Annotated in this window: 20 protein-coding genes; 7 read left to right on the plus strand and 13 right to left on the minus strand. The window is 40.8% G+C overall.

What is annotated here, in order from left to right:
- Positions 1 to 63: 63 nt before the first annotated feature.
- From mgtE to B1F84_RS02175, 12 genes are all read right to left on the minus strand, one after another.
- Positions 64 to 1,422, minus strand: coding sequence for a magnesium transporter (mgtE, locus tag B1F84_RS02120; RefSeq protein WP_008115512.1), 1,359 nt, complete (start codon positions 1,420 to 1,422; stop codon positions 64 to 66).
- Positions 1,423 to 1,562: 140 nt separating this feature from the next.
- Positions 1,563 to 1,835: an HPr family phosphocarrier protein gene (locus B1F84_RS02125; protein WP_008115514.1), complete on the minus strand. Its 273-nt coding sequence runs from the start codon at positions 1,833 to 1,835 to the stop codon at positions 1,563 to 1,565.
- 17 nt (positions 1,836 to 1,852) lie between these two features.
- Positions 1,853 to 2,695, minus strand: coding sequence for an RNase adapter RapZ (rapZ, locus tag B1F84_RS02130; RefSeq protein ID WP_008115516.1), 843 nt, complete (start codon positions 2,693 to 2,695; stop codon positions 1,853 to 1,855).
- A gap of 19 nt (positions 2,696 to 2,714) precedes the next feature.
- Positions 2,715 to 3,167: a PTS IIA-like nitrogen regulatory protein PtsN gene (ptsN, locus tag B1F84_RS02135; RefSeq protein WP_033104262.1), complete on the minus strand. Its 453-nt coding sequence runs from the start codon at positions 3,165 to 3,167 to the stop codon at positions 2,715 to 2,717.
- Positions 3,168 to 3,171: 4 nt separating this feature from the next.
- Positions 3,172 to 3,459 carry a ribosome hibernation promoting factor gene (gene hpf, locus B1F84_RS02140; protein WP_008115519.1) on the minus strand — a complete coding sequence of 96 codons (288 nt, stop codon included), beginning with the start codon at positions 3,457 to 3,459 and terminating at the stop codon, positions 3,172 to 3,174.
- Between the two features lie 26 nt (positions 3,460 to 3,485).
- Positions 3,486 to 4,985, minus strand: a complete 1,500-nt coding sequence (locus B1F84_RS02145) for an RNA polymerase factor sigma-54 (RefSeq protein ID WP_131690438.1) — start codon at positions 4,983 to 4,985, stop codon at positions 3,486 to 3,488.
- Between the two features lie 334 nt (positions 4,986 to 5,319).
- The gene (gene lptB, locus B1F84_RS02150; protein ID WP_131690439.1) at positions 5,320 to 6,045 is read right to left on the minus strand and encodes an LPS export ABC transporter ATP-binding protein; all 726 of its coding nucleotides are present in this window, start codon (positions 6,043 to 6,045) and stop codon (positions 5,320 to 5,322) included.
- Complete coding sequence (gene lptA / locus B1F84_RS02155; RefSeq protein ID WP_131690440.1) at positions 6,042 to 6,581, minus strand: lipopolysaccharide transport periplasmic protein LptA; 540 nt, start codon at positions 6,579 to 6,581, stop codon at positions 6,042 to 6,044. Before lptA ends, lptB begins: the two co-directional genes overlap by 4 nt.
- The gene (lptC, locus tag B1F84_RS02160; RefSeq protein ID WP_008115526.1) at positions 6,571 to 7,125 is read right to left on the minus strand and encodes an LPS export ABC transporter periplasmic protein LptC; all 555 of its coding nucleotides are present in this window, start codon (positions 7,123 to 7,125) and stop codon (positions 6,571 to 6,573) included. The genes lptA and lptC overlap by 11 nt, the downstream gene beginning before the upstream one ends.
- Positions 7,122 to 7,673, minus strand: a complete 552-nt coding sequence (gene kdsC, locus B1F84_RS02165; RefSeq protein ID WP_008115528.1) for a 3-deoxy-manno-octulosonate-8-phosphatase KdsC — start codon at positions 7,671 to 7,673, stop codon at positions 7,122 to 7,124. The genes lptC and kdsC overlap by 4 nt, the downstream gene beginning before the upstream one ends.
- Positions 7,674 to 8,645 (minus strand): KpsF/GutQ family sugar-phosphate isomerase, encoded by a 972-nt coding sequence (locus tag B1F84_RS02170; protein ID WP_008115530.1) that lies wholly within the window; start codon positions 8,643 to 8,645, stop codon positions 7,674 to 7,676.
- A 3-nt stretch (positions 8,646 to 8,648) separates the two neighbouring features.
- Positions 8,649 to 9,617, minus strand: coding sequence for a calcium/sodium antiporter (locus B1F84_RS02175; protein WP_131690441.1), 969 nt, complete (start codon positions 9,615 to 9,617; stop codon positions 8,649 to 8,651).
- A 265-nt stretch (positions 9,618 to 9,882) separates the two neighbouring features.
- Between B1F84_RS02175 and B1F84_RS02180 the strand changes: the two genes are divergently transcribed.
- The 7 genes from B1F84_RS02180 to murA are packed head-to-tail and all read left to right on the plus strand — an operon-like array spanning position 9,883 to position 14,549.
- Positions 9,883 to 10,698, plus strand: coding sequence for an ATP-binding cassette domain-containing protein (locus tag B1F84_RS02180; RefSeq protein WP_076918908.1), 816 nt, complete (start codon positions 9,883 to 9,885; stop codon positions 10,696 to 10,698).
- Entirely contained in the window at positions 10,698 to 11,477 is a 780-nt protein-coding gene (gene mlaE / locus B1F84_RS02185) for a lipid asymmetry maintenance ABC transporter permease subunit MlaE (RefSeq protein WP_131690442.1), read from the plus strand. The genes B1F84_RS02180 and mlaE overlap by 1 nt, the downstream gene beginning before the upstream one ends.
- 14 nt (positions 11,478 to 11,491) lie before the next feature.
- Positions 11,492 to 12,040, plus strand: a complete 549-nt coding sequence (mlaD, locus tag B1F84_RS02190; protein ID WP_008115537.1) for an outer membrane lipid asymmetry maintenance protein MlaD — start codon at positions 11,492 to 11,494, stop codon at positions 12,038 to 12,040.
- 5 nt (positions 12,041 to 12,045) lie between these two features.
- Positions 12,046 to 12,726, plus strand: a complete 681-nt coding sequence (locus B1F84_RS02195) for an ABC transporter substrate-binding protein (protein WP_008115538.1) — start codon at positions 12,046 to 12,048, stop codon at positions 12,724 to 12,726.
- Entirely contained in the window at positions 12,719 to 13,012 is a 294-nt protein-coding gene (locus tag B1F84_RS02200; RefSeq protein WP_076918909.1) for an STAS domain-containing protein, read from the plus strand. Before B1F84_RS02195 ends, B1F84_RS02200 begins: the two co-directional genes overlap by 8 nt.
- A 5-nt stretch (positions 13,013 to 13,017) precedes the next feature.
- The gene (locus tag B1F84_RS02205; protein ID WP_007378312.1) at positions 13,018 to 13,275 is read left to right on the plus strand and encodes a BolA family protein; all 258 of its coding nucleotides are present in this window, start codon (positions 13,018 to 13,020) and stop codon (positions 13,273 to 13,275) included.
- A 14-nt stretch (positions 13,276 to 13,289) separates the two neighbouring features.
- Positions 13,290 to 14,549 carry a UDP-N-acetylglucosamine 1-carboxyvinyltransferase gene (murA, locus tag B1F84_RS02210; RefSeq protein WP_131690443.1) on the plus strand — a complete coding sequence of 420 codons (1,260 nt, stop codon included), beginning with the start codon at positions 13,290 to 13,292 and terminating at the stop codon, positions 14,547 to 14,549.
- 74 nt (positions 14,550 to 14,623) lie between these two features.
- On the opposite strand, the gene B1F84_RS02215 is transcribed toward murA, so the two are convergent.
- Positions 14,624 to 15,706 carry a trypsin-like peptidase domain-containing protein gene (locus B1F84_RS02215; protein WP_131690444.1) on the minus strand — a complete coding sequence of 361 codons (1,083 nt, stop codon included), beginning with the start codon at positions 15,704 to 15,706 and terminating at the stop codon, positions 14,624 to 14,626.
- Positions 15,707 to 15,747: the final 41 nt, after the last annotated feature.

The following is a 15,747-nucleotide window of genomic DNA, read 5'->3' on the forward strand; positions in this document are numbered from 1 at the left end:
ATCGGCTTAAACAAAAAACACCGCGTATTGACGCGGTGTTTTTGTTTATAAAAAGATTGAAGCCTAAATCAATAACCAAGTTGCAGTGCCTAAAAAGGCAAATATACCAACAATATCAGTTACTGTGGTTAGTACCACACTGCCTGCAAGTGCTGGATCTATTTTCATTTTTTTAAGCAATAGTGGGATACTAGCACCCGCAATACCTGCTGCAACTAAATTCATAAACATAGCAAACGCTAAAACACCACCGAGTTTGAAATCCCATTGCCAAAGCGCAACGACACCGGCAATTAGGATAGACCAAACCATACCGTTTATCGCGCCGATAGCGAGTTCTTTTAATAATAAAAAACGTTGGTTAGTTTGGTTAATATGACCTACCGCAATACCGCGAATAACCAAAGTTAAAGTTTGGCTGCCTGCAACCCCACCCATTGACGGGACAATGCCATTGAGCACAGCAAGAATTGGTAATATAGCTAAGGTGTTTTCAAAAAAGCTCGCCACAATTGCAGCCAGCAATGCAGTTAGTAAGTTTACACCTAGCCAAATTGAGCGCTTTTTAGAGCTTTTTAAGACCGGCGCAAAGGTATCTTCTTCATCATCAAGACCCGCTAAGCTTAATAAGCTATGCTCTGCATCTTCACGGATAACATCAACGATATCATCAATAGTAATACGACCAAGCAAATGCGCGTTGTCATCGACAACTGGTGCCGATATCCAGTTATGCCGTTCAAATAGTTGCGCTACTTCGCTTTCATCCATTGAAATAGGAATAGATTCACACTCTTCATCCATTAAATCCTGAACAATTTTCTCTGGAGGATTAGTTAATAAAGTGCTTAGCGATAAGGCGCCTAAAAAACAGTTATGTTTATCTACAACGTATAAGTCATCGGTGCCTTCTGGTAGCTCACCGCGTAAGCGAATATAACGTAGTACAACATCTAGAGTTACATCTGGGCGAATAGTTACGGTATCGATATTCATCAAGGCGCCAGCAGAGCGCTCCTGATAGGATAGAGCTTGTGTTGCACGTTCTCTATCTTGAATATCCATAGCGCTGACAACGTCTTTATAAACGGTGTCAGGCAGGCTACGTAGTACTTCCCCTAAATCATCATGGCCCATGTCTTCTGTTGCAGCCGCAATGTGCTCAGGTGCCATTTGCGCAATAATACCCAAACGTACGTCTTCAGAGAGCTCTTCAAGTACATCGCCCTGTACATCAGGATCAACCAGTTGCCAGAGCATGCGACGAATTTTATGGGGAGATGATTCTAAAAGAAGTGCGGTATCACAAGGTGCCGTTTTTGCTAGCATGCGCCTAACTTGAACAAATTGACCACTATTTAGTGACTTAGTCACCTGTTTTAGTTGTTGTAGTGGAATATCTTGTTCTAAAGCTTCAGGCATTGGCGTCCTTAATTAAATTTTATTACATAGTGGAAGGGTTATGAATGCTATTCAATTTTAGTTTATCTTACTTTATATGAGCAAACTACCTCAACCACTATTAACCTTAGCTTAGGATGATGATTTAATGATGAACTATTTTATTCTTGCTCATTAAATCGTTGGTCAATGAGCTCACCAATTGCATTAAGTGCAGGTTCTGCGTCAGGGCCTTCACATACTACCTTCACTTCTTTGCCTTGACTGCTCTCTAGTAACATAAGTGCTAATACACTATCGCCAGCGGCTTGTTTATCGTCTTGAAATAAAGTGATTGAGGCATCAAATTGCACAGAAAGCTGTGCCAGTACTGTTGCCGCTCTGGCATGCAGGCCTAATTTGTTTTTTATTAAAAATGTGTTTTCTAACCGCATTACTATTCTCTTTGATGTTATTCTTGTTCTCTGTGACGAATTTTTACATTAGGATGACTCATTGCAAAACTTTCACCTATAGTTTGCGCTAAGTAAACAGAACGGTGTTGCCCACCAGTACAACCAATGGCTATGGTCAAATAGCTGCGGTTATTTCTTTCTAAATGCGGCAACCATGTTTGTACAAAGGTTTGAATTTGCCATGTAAATTTTTGTACTATGCTGTGGCTGGCTAGGTAGTCTTTTACCGGTTGATCTAGCCCTGTGAGTGGCTTAAGTTCAGGCTCCCAATGCGGGTTTGGTAAAAATCGGGCATCGAATACGTAATCTGCTTCTTTGGGTATACCGTGCTTAAAACCAAATGACTCAAAGGTAATGATCAGTTGTTTGTCTTTTTTACCGAGTATTTTTTCACGGATAGACTCAGCCAGCTGATGCACACTTAAATCAGTGGTATCAATCATATGATCAGCATGATTGATCAAAACATCCAGTAGTTGTTTTTCTTTTTTTATTGCTAAATCAAGCGGTAGAGAATCAATAGAAAGAGGGTGAAGACGCCTAGTTTCCGAAAAGCGTTTAATTAATGTTTGATCGTCACTGTCTAAATAAAACACCGTTGGTTTAGTGAAACCAGGTAAATATTCAATGATTTCATTAAACTGTTGCTGCTCTTTAGGTAAGTTACGCACATCAACACTTACGGCAATTTTGTTGTAGCTGTCGGAAACACTTCGAACAAGAGATGGTAATAAATTTAAAGGAATATTATCTACACAATAATAACCTAAATCCTCAACAACCCGTAACGCAACAGATTTACCAGAACCTGAGCGACCACTTATTATTATTAATTCCATTTATCACCCTTTATTGTTACTACGGTTGACTGACAATGACTTGATACAGCTCATTGTCGGATTTTGCCGCCCGTAATTGCTTACAAAATTCTTTATCGTTGAGCTTATCTGCAATGGTAGCTAAGGTCTTTAAATGCTGTTGATTGTCACCGTCTGGGACAATTAAGGCAACAAAAATGTCGACCGGTCGGTTATCTATCGCATCAAAATTAATAGCCGTTTCGCTCACCAGTATAAGTGCAAGAGGCTCTTGTGCACCACTCATACGACCATGTGGAATTGCAATTCCTCGGCCTATACCTGTACTCCCTAGTTTTTCTCTGGCGGTTAACGCGTTAAGAATATCTTGTTGTGTTAAATAGGGCAGTTTATTGTGAGCCAATTCACTGATAAATTCTAAAATTCTTTTTTTACTATTAAAAAGGACCGCAGCTTTACTGCAGTCCTGACAGATAAGTGAGCTTAGTTTCATAGTGTTAGTGTCGAGCAAGTTTCTCTTTGTGTTTAATTACTTGACGATCTAGCTTGTCAATCAGCGAGTCTATAGCGGCATACATATCTTGGTGTTCAGTAGAAGCAAAAATCTCAGCGCCACTAACATGAACGGTTGCTTCGGCTTTTTGGTTTAGTTTTTCTACATCGAGAATAACGTGCACATTCGTTATGTGATCAGTGTGCCTCTGCAGCTTTGCAAATTTACTATTTACGTAGTCTCTAAGCGAGTCAGTAATATCTACATGGCGACCAGTTAAGTTCAGTTGCATAAACATTTTCCTCTTTGTTGTACGCCTTAAATCAAACTTTTTCGTTGATTCGACGGGGGAATAGCTAGAGATTCGCGATATTTTGCAATAGTTCTCCTTGCTACTTTAATTCCTTGCTCTGCCAATATATCTGCAATTTTACTATCACTCAATGGTTTAGCTGAGTTTTCTGCAGCGATTAATTTTTTAATTAATGCGCGTATTGCTGTAGATGAACATTCGCCACCATTTTCAGTGCTTACATGGCTTGAAAAGAAATATTTAAGCTCAAAAATACCGCGTGGTGTGTGCATGTATTTTTGCGTAGTAACACGTGAAATAGTCGATTCGTGCATTTCTACCATTTCGGCCACGTCATTAAGTACCATAGGCTTCATCGCCTCAGGACCATGTTCAAAAAAGGCCTGTTGTTGCTGCACAATACAGTTAGTTACTTTAAGTAGCGTGTCGTTTCTACTTTCTAGACTTTTTATAAACCATTTTGCTTCTTGCAAGTGTGAGCGAATAAACTGGCTATCACCACTTGATTTAACAGTACGTGACATAGCCGCATATTGGCTGTTTACCCTAATTTTAGGCATGCTATCAGGGTTTAGTTCAACCACCCAACGCCCTTTAATTTTTTTAACCGACACATCAGGAATAACATACTCTGACTCTTCTCTGACAATAGTGTCCGCCGGTTTTGGGCTAAGGGTATGAATTAACGTCATGATCTCTTTAAGCTCATCTTCTTTGAGCTTAGTTTTTTTCATTAACGTGCGATAATCACGTGCAGCCAGCAAATCAATATGATCGGTTAAGATCATTTTTGTTTCGTTTAAAAAAGGCGTGTCTTTATCAAACTGATTAAGTTGAATACACAAGCACTCTTGTAAACTACGCGCGGCTATTCCTACCGGATCAAATAATTGAATACGCTTTAATACCGCTTCTATTTCATCAAGTTCAACTTCATCTTCGTCATCGTTTTCTTGATTAAAGCTCTCTAAAATTTCTTCACAGCTAAGGGTTAAAATACCTGAGTCGTCCACGGCTTCTACTATTGCAATCGCAATGGCTTCATCTGTAGGACTAAATGGCGTCAGTTGCAATTGCCACATTAAATATTCATGCAGCGTTTCAGTTGAAGAGCCTTGATAAATTGATTCATCTTCAGGCATCGGTCCCGATGAAGAGACAGGTGCTGCGCTCATGTATTCATCCCATGTAACATCCATTGCCATATCATCGCTAATGGTGTCTTTGCTCATGGCTTCGCCGCTGTCTTGCTCATACTCGCTAGGTTTTTCGTCAGCTGAAGCACTTAGCGTTGATTCATTGTTATCGGCTTTTTGTTCGTTTTTACCCGCAGCATCTTCGCTGTAATCTTGTTCTTCAACTTCAAGCAAGGGATTGCTATCGAGCGCTTCTTGAATTTCTTGCTGGAGATCCAATGTACTGAGCTGCAATAAGCGAATTGCTTGTTGCAACTGTGGAGTCATTGTAAGTTGCTGGCCCATGCGCAGCTGTAATGATTGCCTCATTTATCTCTAACAATCCTTTTAAATTACGGTCTGTTGACCTTTACGGATTAAAATTCGTTCAAACTAGGGGCGGTTTAATCGCGGCGCGAGGTTTGTAACCTAGTGGGCTAAGTCAAAACCGAGCAACAAAAAGTAAATCGTCCCTAGGCAGAACCCGAAGGGCAGCGCCTGTTTGGCATTGATGCTGCGTTATCGCCTATTTATGGGGAATACCACATCACATAGGCTCTGCCTTGCCTAAATACCAAACAGACTGCTGCAAATTCAACCTTGAAAGGTCAACAGACCTAAGTATAATTAATCTTAGCAGATGCTTAGTGGAATAACACACATATTAGAGCTTGAACTGCTCGCCCAAATAAACATCGCGTACTGTTTTATCGTTTAATACATATTCTGGAGTGCCTGATGCAATTAACTCCCCATGAGAAACTATGTAGGCTTTTTCACAAACATCAAGTGTTTCGCGTACGTTGTGATCTGTGATCAATACGCCAATCCCTCGATTCTTAAGGTGCTCTATAATCTTTTTAATATCTAATACAGAGATAGGATCAACCCCTGCAAAGGGTTCGTCTAATAGTATAAATTTAGGGTTTGCTGCTAATGCCCGGGCAATTTCAACGCGGCGACGTTCACCGCCTGATAGGGCCATACCTTGGCTTTCACGAATATGCTGAATGCTAAATTCATCAAGTAAATTATTTAAGGTATCTTCACGTTGTTGTTTATTAAGCTCTTTACGTGTTTCTAAAATAGCCATTAAGTTTTGGTAAACCGTCAGCTTTCTAAAAATCGATGATTCTTGTGGTAAGTAACCAATCCCTAGGCGAGCTCGGCTATGCATAGGTAATAAAGTGATATCTTGATCATCTATTGATATTTTACCTTTATCGCTCGGTACAAGACCTACAATCATGTAAAAGGTCGTGGTTTTACCTGCGCCATTGGGGCCAAGTAAACCGACAATACTGCCAGCTTCAACTTCTAGGCCAACATTTTTCACCACTTCACGGCCTTTATAGCTTTTTGCTAATAGCTCTGCTTTTAATGTGCTCATGGTTGGCCTTTATCGTCTTCTTTTTTGTTTTCAACAGGCACCAAAATGGTGTGTACACGATCGGTTGAATTTTCATCTTTTTCTGCGCTAATCAACTGCTGCTCTATATCGTAGGTGATACTTTTAGCGGTAATTTTTTGACCTGCTTGAGCGATACTGGCATCACCGATTAAGGTTAAAAAACGTTGCGATACATCATAGCGAACTTCATTGGCACTGGCGCTCATGATGGTGCCATCAGCTTGTGTTTCTTCAAAGTAAGCAGGGCTACCTGTGGCAATTAAAAGTTGCTTATTCTCGCCTAAGTCATCACGTTTATGTACTTCTAAACGATCGGCGGTAATGCGGCGATTACCATGAATAATTTCAACATTTTTCTCAAAAATGCCCACGTTTTCTTTTAATTGACCTTCCTGTCTGTCAGCACTAATTGAAATTTGATTAGCCGCAGGGGCTTCAACGGCCTCCTCTGCATGGCTTTGAAATGCAATCAGTAGTGAAGGAACAATTAAAATTTTAAATAGGTTATTGGTCATAATATAGGGTTCGCGTATGGTTAATAAGTTTAATCACTTCGGTTTTTAAATCGGCTTCAAGGCCTTTACCGATGATTTTTAAATTCGGTCCTGTAATAACGACTGGCTGCTGTGACTGCATAGTCAGTAGTTTTATATCTACATTGATGCTATCGGCTGTGATCGTATCGATCATTGCGTTATCGACTAAATTTAGCGCTTTCACATTACCCTCTAACACCAGTTGCCGATCGTCGTAGAGGGTGGCTTCATCAGCGTTAATACGCCATGTTTGCTGTTCGTTATATAACGTAAATATAGGTTTTTCAAAAAAGGTAAAACCGAGTTGTTGATATAACTCCATTTTTACCGCAGTCACTTTATGGCTTACTTTACCTTGATCATTGTAAGCGGTTTGTTTTAGCTCAATCGCGGTATAATCGGGTTTAGCAATAACTTGAGTTTGTTCATCCGCAACAATATCTACCTGAGTAAAGTAAGGATACCAAAGCCAAACCATACAGCTTATGAATAAAACGCTCAGTATAATGCGCGCCACATTCATGAACTGGTTCCTTGGCTGGTAAGTGGCTTATTGTTTTCAAGCATTAGTAAGTCTGTTAGTTCTCTCACTGCGCCAAAGCCGCCAGGCAGCTGAGTAACATAATGCGATAAACGTTTAATCAGCGGGTGGGCGTCGTTCACGGCTACTGCAAACCCGACTTTTTCCATTACTGGCATATCAGGGCCATCGTCGCCTATGTAGGCAATTTGCTCATCGCTAAGCGCTAATTTTTGTTTTAATTCTTGATAGGCGATGAGTTTGTCTTCTTGGCCTTGGTATATATGTTGTACGGTTAAACTACTCATACGTTGTTGAACTATTTGTGAGTGACGACCTGTGATCACGGCAACTTCAAAACCACTATTAATAAGGGCTTTAATGCCAAATCCGTCTTTGGTATTAAATGCTTTGAGCTCTTCACCTTGGTTACCAAGATAAATACGCCCATCAGAAAACACACCATCAATGTCGCAAATTAATAATTTTATTTTTTTGGCGCGCGCTTTTGCATCATCACTTAACGGTTGGTAAAGATCTTCAAACTGCATTTATAGCACTCCCGCTTTTAGTAAGTCTTGCATATTTAGTGCGCCAATGGGCTGATTATGCTCATTAATCACAATTAAACCATTAATACGTTTTTGTTCCATAATGTTCAGTGCTTCAGCCGCGAGCATGTCTTGTGTGGCTGTTGTGCATGATTTAGTCATCACAACATTAATTTCTGTGCTGTGTATATCAACACGTTGCTCTAAAATACGGCGTAAATCACCATCGGTAAACAAACCAGATAATTGTTGGTTACCATCTATAATAGCGGTCATGCCGAGTCCTTTGGCTGACATTTCAATTAGGGCGTCTTTAATGGTTTGCGTTTCATTAATAATAGGCGTGTGAATACCGCTATGCATTACATCTTTTAAGGTTAACAGTAAGCGTTTGCCTAAACTGCCACCTGGATGCGACAGAGCAAAATCATCTGCGGTAAAGCCACGGGCTTCTAATAATGCTACCGCCATTGCATCACCCATAGCGAGTGTTGCCGTGGTACTTGCCGTTGGCGCTAGGCCTAATGAGCAGGCTTCTTGTTCAACTTTAATACACACATGCACATTTGCCAATGTTGCCATAGTTGACGTTTCGTTACCTGTCATAGCAATCATTTTAGCGCCAATGCGTTTTAATACCGGAATAATATTAAGCACTTCACTGGTTTCGCCAGAGTTAGAAATAAGCATAACTACATCACTGGCAGTGATCATACCTAAATCACCATGACTCGCTTCACCAGGGTGAACAAAAAATGCGGGGCTACCAGTACTCGCTAAAGTGGCTGCTATTTTATTACCGATATGGCCCGATTTACCCATGCCAATAACAATAATACGGCCTGAGCAGTCATACATTAATTGACACGCTTGGTTAAAGCTTTCATTAACGTATTGTGCGATATCGTTGAGTGCTTGGCGTTCTATATCAAGGACGCGTAAGCCTTGTTGAATAAAATTTAGCGTTGCCATGGATCACCCTACTTGACTAAAAATATAACCTTGGTAAATCATAAATGCGACGATGAGCAAGCCACCTTCTAGTCTATTGATACGTCTTTGACCTCTAAAGTTCAATGACATAGCAATAAGTGCCAAGGTTGCACCTATCATAATGATAACATCACGGTTAGCTACTGATGCGTCAATAACTGATGGGTTAATTAATCCTGCCAGCGGTAATACCGCTAAAATATTAAAGATATTTGAGCCAACAATGTTACCCAGTGCTAGGTCATCTTCATTTTTAAGAACACCCGCAATAGAGGCTGCAAGTTCAGGTAAGCTGGTACCTATGGCTATTATGGTTAAACCAATTACTAAGTCACTTAAGCCAAAGTATTTAGCAATATCGACGGCTGAGCCAACTAAAAAGTGTGAGCTAACCGGCAGTAAAATCATACCCACTACCAACCAAAAAACGGCTTTTTTGGTTGGTACGTTGTCAGGTACTTCATCACAGGCTTCGCTAACAAAGGGGTCGTCTTGGTTTTTTGCTCGCAGTGATACAAAAATAAGCCCACCAATAAAAACAACAAAACCAAACAGTAAGGCTGCGCCTTCAAAAAACGAAAAGTAGTTATCTGAAAAAATATACCAAGTGGCGATAGACACCAGTAATACCAGTGGAATTTCTCGTTTTAATGTACTTGAAGAAACTGAAAGTGGTCTTAAAAGCGCTGTAATACCTAATACTAATAGTATGTTAGTTATATTTGAACCTACCGCATTACCAACCGCCGTATCGGTTTTATTAGCCAAAGCAGCTGAAGCGGATACCATCATTTCAGGCGCCGATGAGCCCATAGCTACCACGGTTAAACCTACTATTAATGTTGGTACGCCAAAGTTTTTAGCCAGTGCAGCTGCACCATAAACAAACCTGTCTGCACTCCATACGAGAGCTGCAAAACCGAGAATTAAAATGACAAACGAGGTAACCATTGTGATAAGCCAGCTAGTGTAAATTCAGATAGCGCGAATAGTAACAAAAGCCACCATAAAAGTATAAGTAAAAGAGTAAGCTGTAATACATTAGACGGTTATTAAAATAATTTTTTACTAAGTTGATTTGGTTGTTTAAGCGTCGGTTAAGTCAATTTATCGCAGTCTTATAACTGTTTTGGCGGCGCTATTACAAAATCTTACGAATTGTTTTTTCCATCTTGACTAAAAAACCCTTAAAATAGAAATATGAGAGAATATTGTTATGGAGAGCGACTTGTCGCAATCAATAGTAGAAGTAAAGGATGTTACCTTTTCTAGAGGCGATAGGGTCATATATAAAAATATGAGCTTTGATGTCCCAGAGGGTAAAATTACTGCCATTATGGGGCCAAGCGGAATTGGCAAAACCACGATGCTGCGCTTAATTGGTGGCCAGCTCAAACCTGACTCCGGTGATATTTTATTTAAAAAAGACAGCATAGTCGCCATGTCGCGTAAAGAACTCTACGCGGCACGTAAACGCATGAGCATGTTATTTCAAAGCGGTGCTTTATTTACCGATATGTCGGTGTTTGACAATATCGCATTTCCTATCCGCGAGCACACACAACTCAGTGAAGACTTAATCCGTCTAGTGGTTTTAATGAAACTTCAAGCCGTTGGCTTACGTGGTGCTAAAGATTTAATGCCTTCAGAGTTATCTGGTGGTATGGCACGTCGTGCAGCTTTGGCTCGCTCTATAGCGCTTGATCCTGAACTTATTATGTATGATGAGCCTTTTGCAGGACAAGATCCCATTTCAATGGGAGTGTTGGTTAAGCTGATTAAGTCATTAAATGAAGTGCTTGGTTTATCTTCTTTGATCGTTACACATGATGTGAATGAAGTAATGAGCATTGCCGACCATGTTATTATTATTGCCGAGCAAGGTGTGATTGGAAGCGGCACGCCAGATGAAATGCGTCAGCATGAATCACCACTGGTGCAACAATTTTTAAAAGGGTTATCAGATGGGCCTGTACCATTTCATTATCCAGCACAAACCTATGCAGATGAACTGTTAGGAGAGCCGCAGTAATGTTGGATTTACTACAAAAAATAGGCCATAAAACACTGGGTCGTTTTGCTGCACTAGGGCGTTCAACGCAAATGTTGGCAAGTGCATTATGGCATTTACCCAATTTAAAAAAAGGTACGCCTCTGCTAGTGCGCCAACTCTATATGGTTGGCTCACAGTCATTATTGATCATTGTGGTGTCAGGATTGTTTATCGGCATGGTTTTAGCTCTGCAAGGTTATACCGTTTTAGTTGATTATGGTGCAGAAGACAGCCTTGGACCTCTAGTGGCGCTTAGCTTGTTACGTGAGCTGGGGCCTGTGGTTACTGCATTATTATTTGCAGGCAGGGCAGGCAGTGCGTTAACGGCTGAAATCGGTTTAATGAAAGCCACCGAGCAGTTATCGTCGCTAGAGATGATGGCTATCGACCCGCTTAGACGTATTATCGCGCCGCGATTTTGGGCTGGCTTAATTAGTATGCCGTTACTGGCGTTAATTTTTTCAGCGGTCGCTATTATTGGTGCTCACTTGGTGGGTGTTGATTGGCTAGGCGTTGATACCGGAAGCTTTTGGTCAATAATGCAAGCTCAGGTGTCGTTTGAAAAAGATATACTAAACGGTTTAATTAAAAGTATCGTATTTGCGATTGTTGTGACTTGGATTGCGCTTTATAAAGGGTATGACTGTATTCCTACATCAGAAGGGATCAGCAAGGCAACAACAGAAACAGTGGTGCACTCATCACTGGCGGTATTAGGTTTTGACTTTATTTTGACAGCGGTAATGTTTACTAGCTAATAGGGTATTAAATAATGAATTCACGGAAATTAGAAATTTTAGTTGGTTTTTTTGTCGCACTAGGTATTTTGGCGTTTTCAATGCTAGCGCTTAAAGTGGCCAATTCAGGTATTAGCGGCTCAGGTGAAACCTACACATTAAACGCCAAGTTTGAAAATATAGGCTCATTAAAAACTCGCGCGCCTATTAAAGTAGGGGGAGTTGTTATTGGTCGTGTCGAGTCAATTTATGTGCACCCGCAAGAGTTTTTACCTGTGGTGAACATGAGTATTGATGCGCAGTATTTATGTCGTTTTTCAGACACCAGTTCTATCTCAATTTTAACCTCGGGTATTTTAGGCGAGCAATATTTAGGTATTAACCCTGTGATCGCCTCAGATTCAGCTAAACAACGTTGTTTAGGCGAAGATGTTGCAAACAGTGCGCAAGACCAAGCTATTGACGATTTATTTGGGGTGCAAAGCAAAGCATTAGCAAGTGGCGATTCAATCACTGATACTAAGTCGGCATTGGTACTTGAAGAATTAATTGGCCAGTTTTTATTCAACCAAGGTAGTGAGTAATTATTATGTTGAAAACATTTTTAGCAAATGTCGCATTGGTAAGTTTAATGCTAGTACAAAGCGTGCATGCCGATGAAGTTAAATTGGTTGATCCGAATAAAATGGTGCGTCAGGTTGCTGATAATACTTTTGAGCGTATTACCAAAGACCAGCCATTAATATCTACCAACAAAGAACATTTAAGGGTCATCGTTGAAGAAGAGCTGATGCCTTACATTGACTACAAATATGCGGCACTAAGAGTGTTAGGTAGTGAAGTGTCAAAGGTACGCGCGATTACCGATAAAGCAGAAAAAGCTAAAGCAATTAAAGATATTCAGCGTTTTATTGGTGCGTTTAGAGAGTACCTAGTTGCCACTTATGCAGGTGTGTTTACCCAGTACACTAATCAACAAGTTGAATTTGCTGCTGAGCAACCTTTTAAAGGTAAAGATGTGGTGGTGGTAAAAACCAAAATTGTAGAAGCCGGTAAACCCGACATTAAAATTGATTTTAAAGTACGTGAAGACCGAAGCGGTGAATGGCGCGCTTACGATATGATTGCTGAAGGTATTAGTTTACTTGATGCAAAGCAAAGCGAGCTACAAGGTATTTTACGCCAACAAGGTATTGACCATGTTAGCGACTTACTAGAGCAAAAAAGTAAGTTACCGGTTCAGTTTAGAGGCAGCGACACAAATGAGTAAATTGGCAATCAGCCAAGTCGATGAGCAGCACTTAAGAGTCAGTGGTGAATTGACTCATAATTCAATTGGCAATGAACGGCTTCTGAACACCAAGCGACAAACTAAGCATAAAACCCTTTATTTTGACCTAAGTGAGGTCACAAGGGTTGACACAGCCGGCTTAGCTTGGTTAATTCACTCTTTTACAGAATTTAAGCAGCAAGGCATTCGCCTTGAATTGCAAAACCCACCTGAACAACTGCAAAACCTTATGCAGTTGGGTCAGGTTACAACCCTATTTGAGTGAGAGTTATGGAAACGAGTCAAGTCGAAACATTATTACGCGACGAACTTCAGTTAGCTGAAGTACATGTAAAAGCCAATGGCAGTCATTATGAAGTAATTGCAGTTGGTGAATGCTTTGACGGATTAAGTCGTGTTAAAAAGCAACAGTTAGTGTATGGCCCATTAATGAATACTATTTCAGATGGTACCATTCATGCTGTTTCTATCCGCGCTTTTACTCCGACTGAGTGGAAACGTGAGCAAAAATTCATTTTACCGCAATAAATAAGGCCCCTTAGATGGATCAATTTGTAATTCAAGGTGGCACTTCGCTGGCTGGTGAAGTAACTATTTCTGGCGCTAAAAATGCGGCACTGCCTATTTTATTTGCAGCCTTATTGCCCGAGGGTAAAAGTACCTTTACTAATGTACCGCGCCTTCGCGATATTATTACTACAGAAGCTTTATTAAAAACCTTAGGCGCTGATGTTCAGTGGCAAGGTGATTCACTGATTATTGATGGTGCAACAGTAAATAGTACGTTAGCGCCTTATGACTTAGTAAAGCAAATGCGTGCGTCAGTGCTTGCACTTGGCCCTTTAGTCGCTCGCTTTGGTGAGGCACAAGTATCGTTACCTGGTGGCTGTGCTATTGGTGCTCGCCCAGTCGATATTCATATCCAAGGTTTAGAGCGCATGGGCGCGCAAATAACGGTGGAGAATGGTTATATTAATGCCAAAGTAGATGGACGCTTAAAAGGCGCTGAAATTTTCATGGAAATGATCAGTGTCGGCGCGACTGAAAACTTACTGATGGCGGCAACGCTTGCAGATGGCAAAACCGTTTTAGAAAATGCAGCGCGCGAGCCTGAAATCATCGACTTAGCTAATTGCTTAATTGCAATGGGCGCTAAAATCACCGGTGCAGGCTCTAGCCGTATTGAGATTGAAGGGGTTGAGCGTTTATCGGGTTGTGAACACCGCATATTACCGGATCGTATTGAAACCGGCACTTTTTTAGTGGCCGCCGCGATGGCCGGTGGTGAAGTACTATGTAAAATGACCGACTTTCATTCACTTGAGCCGGTAATAGAAAAGTTACGTGCAACCAATGCATTACTAGAAGTACATGATGACAGTATTTATCTTGATATGCGTGGCCGAGAGCTTAAAGCGGTTAATATTAAAACTATGCCGCATCCAGGTTTTCCAACCGACATGCAAGCTCAATTTACCGCTTTAAATGTAGTAGCTAATGGCAGTGCGACCATTACCGAAACTATTTTTGAAAATCGTTTTATGCATGTACCTGAGCTACAGCGTATGGGTGCTAATATTCGTCTTGAAGGCAATACGGCTTTTTGTGGTGAAACACAAAGCTTATCGGGTGCGCAGGTTATGGCAACCGATTTACGAGCATCTGCGAGCCTAATTTTAACGGGAATTGTGGCTCAAGGTGAAACGGTTGTTGATCGTATTTATCATGTAGATAGAGGTTATCAGCGTATTGAAGATAAACTCAGTGCGTTAGGTGCTAACATCAAACGCAAAAGCAATTAGTTAGTCAAAGACATAAAAAACGCGATGATCTATCGCGTTTTTTTATGTCTAATGCCAAAGTATAAATAAGCGCTTTATAGCTTGGTTTCTAGTTCAGCAACCGTCACCATTATTTTTTGTATTTTACCGTTACGGTATAGCTCAAACTCAATCTCTTTACCTGGCTCGGTACTGCCTATCTTTTTTAATACATTTTGTGGATTAGCCACAGAAAGTCCGGCAATTTTAATCACAATATCTTGTTCTTCAATGCCCGCTTGCCATGCTGGACCTAAAGGGTCTAAGTTGGTAATACGCATGCCTGCAACGGGTGTTAGGCTATCATTGACCTCTTTACCTGTACTATCTACTGCGGTACCTTCAAAGCCTAAATAACCGCGTACAACTCGTCCATGGCGAATAAGTTTACCCATAACTTCTTTAGCAAGGGTGTAAGGTACAGCAAAAAATATTCCCTGAATGTTTAAGTTCTCGCGGGTTTTAAATTGGGCAGAAGTGATCCCCACTAAGTCGCCATTAGAATTTACCAGTGCCCCCCCTGAGTTGCCCACGTTAATGGCAGCATCCATTTGCAATAAATTATTGTAGGGGCTGTCAGTAATTTTTTGCTTACCGGTGGCGCTAATGATCCCCTGAGTAATCGTTTGCCCTAAATTTAATGGGTTGCCAATTGCTAACACCAAATCACCGACACTTGTGGTGTAGTTGTCATTAACAGGGATAACGGGGAGGTGGTTGGCATTTATTTTTAATAATGCTAAATCGGTAATGGTATCAAAACCAATAAGTTGCACATCAAAAAAGCGCCTACCATCGGTAAGAATGACCAGTATTTGATCGGCATTATTGATCACATGGTAGTTAGTTAATATATAGCCATCGGGTGACATGATCACGCCAGAACCGAGCTCTTGCACGGTATTTTGGCGCTTATAGCGTGGCTCTTTAGAAATACTCTCTGAAAAAATAGTGACAACCGATGGTGCCGCGCGTTTAACCGCATCCGAAAAGCTTAAATGGCTTGTGGTCATTGCGCTTGGCAGGGGAACATTAGGTAGTAATGCAGTACGCATGTTAGGGCTGAAAAAAACCACTAAAAAAGCAATGCCTAAACCGGCAAACAAAGGAGGAAGTACAAATTTTAGAAGTTTTAGCACGATATTCTTATTGTTAGTGAGCAATCCCTTTATGATGGCAC

Origin of the sequence: Pseudoalteromonas sp. DL-6 (assembly GCF_004328665.1) — a bacterium.
Taxonomy (GTDB): Bacteria; Pseudomonadota; Gammaproteobacteria; order Enterobacterales; family Alteromonadaceae; genus Pseudoalteromonas.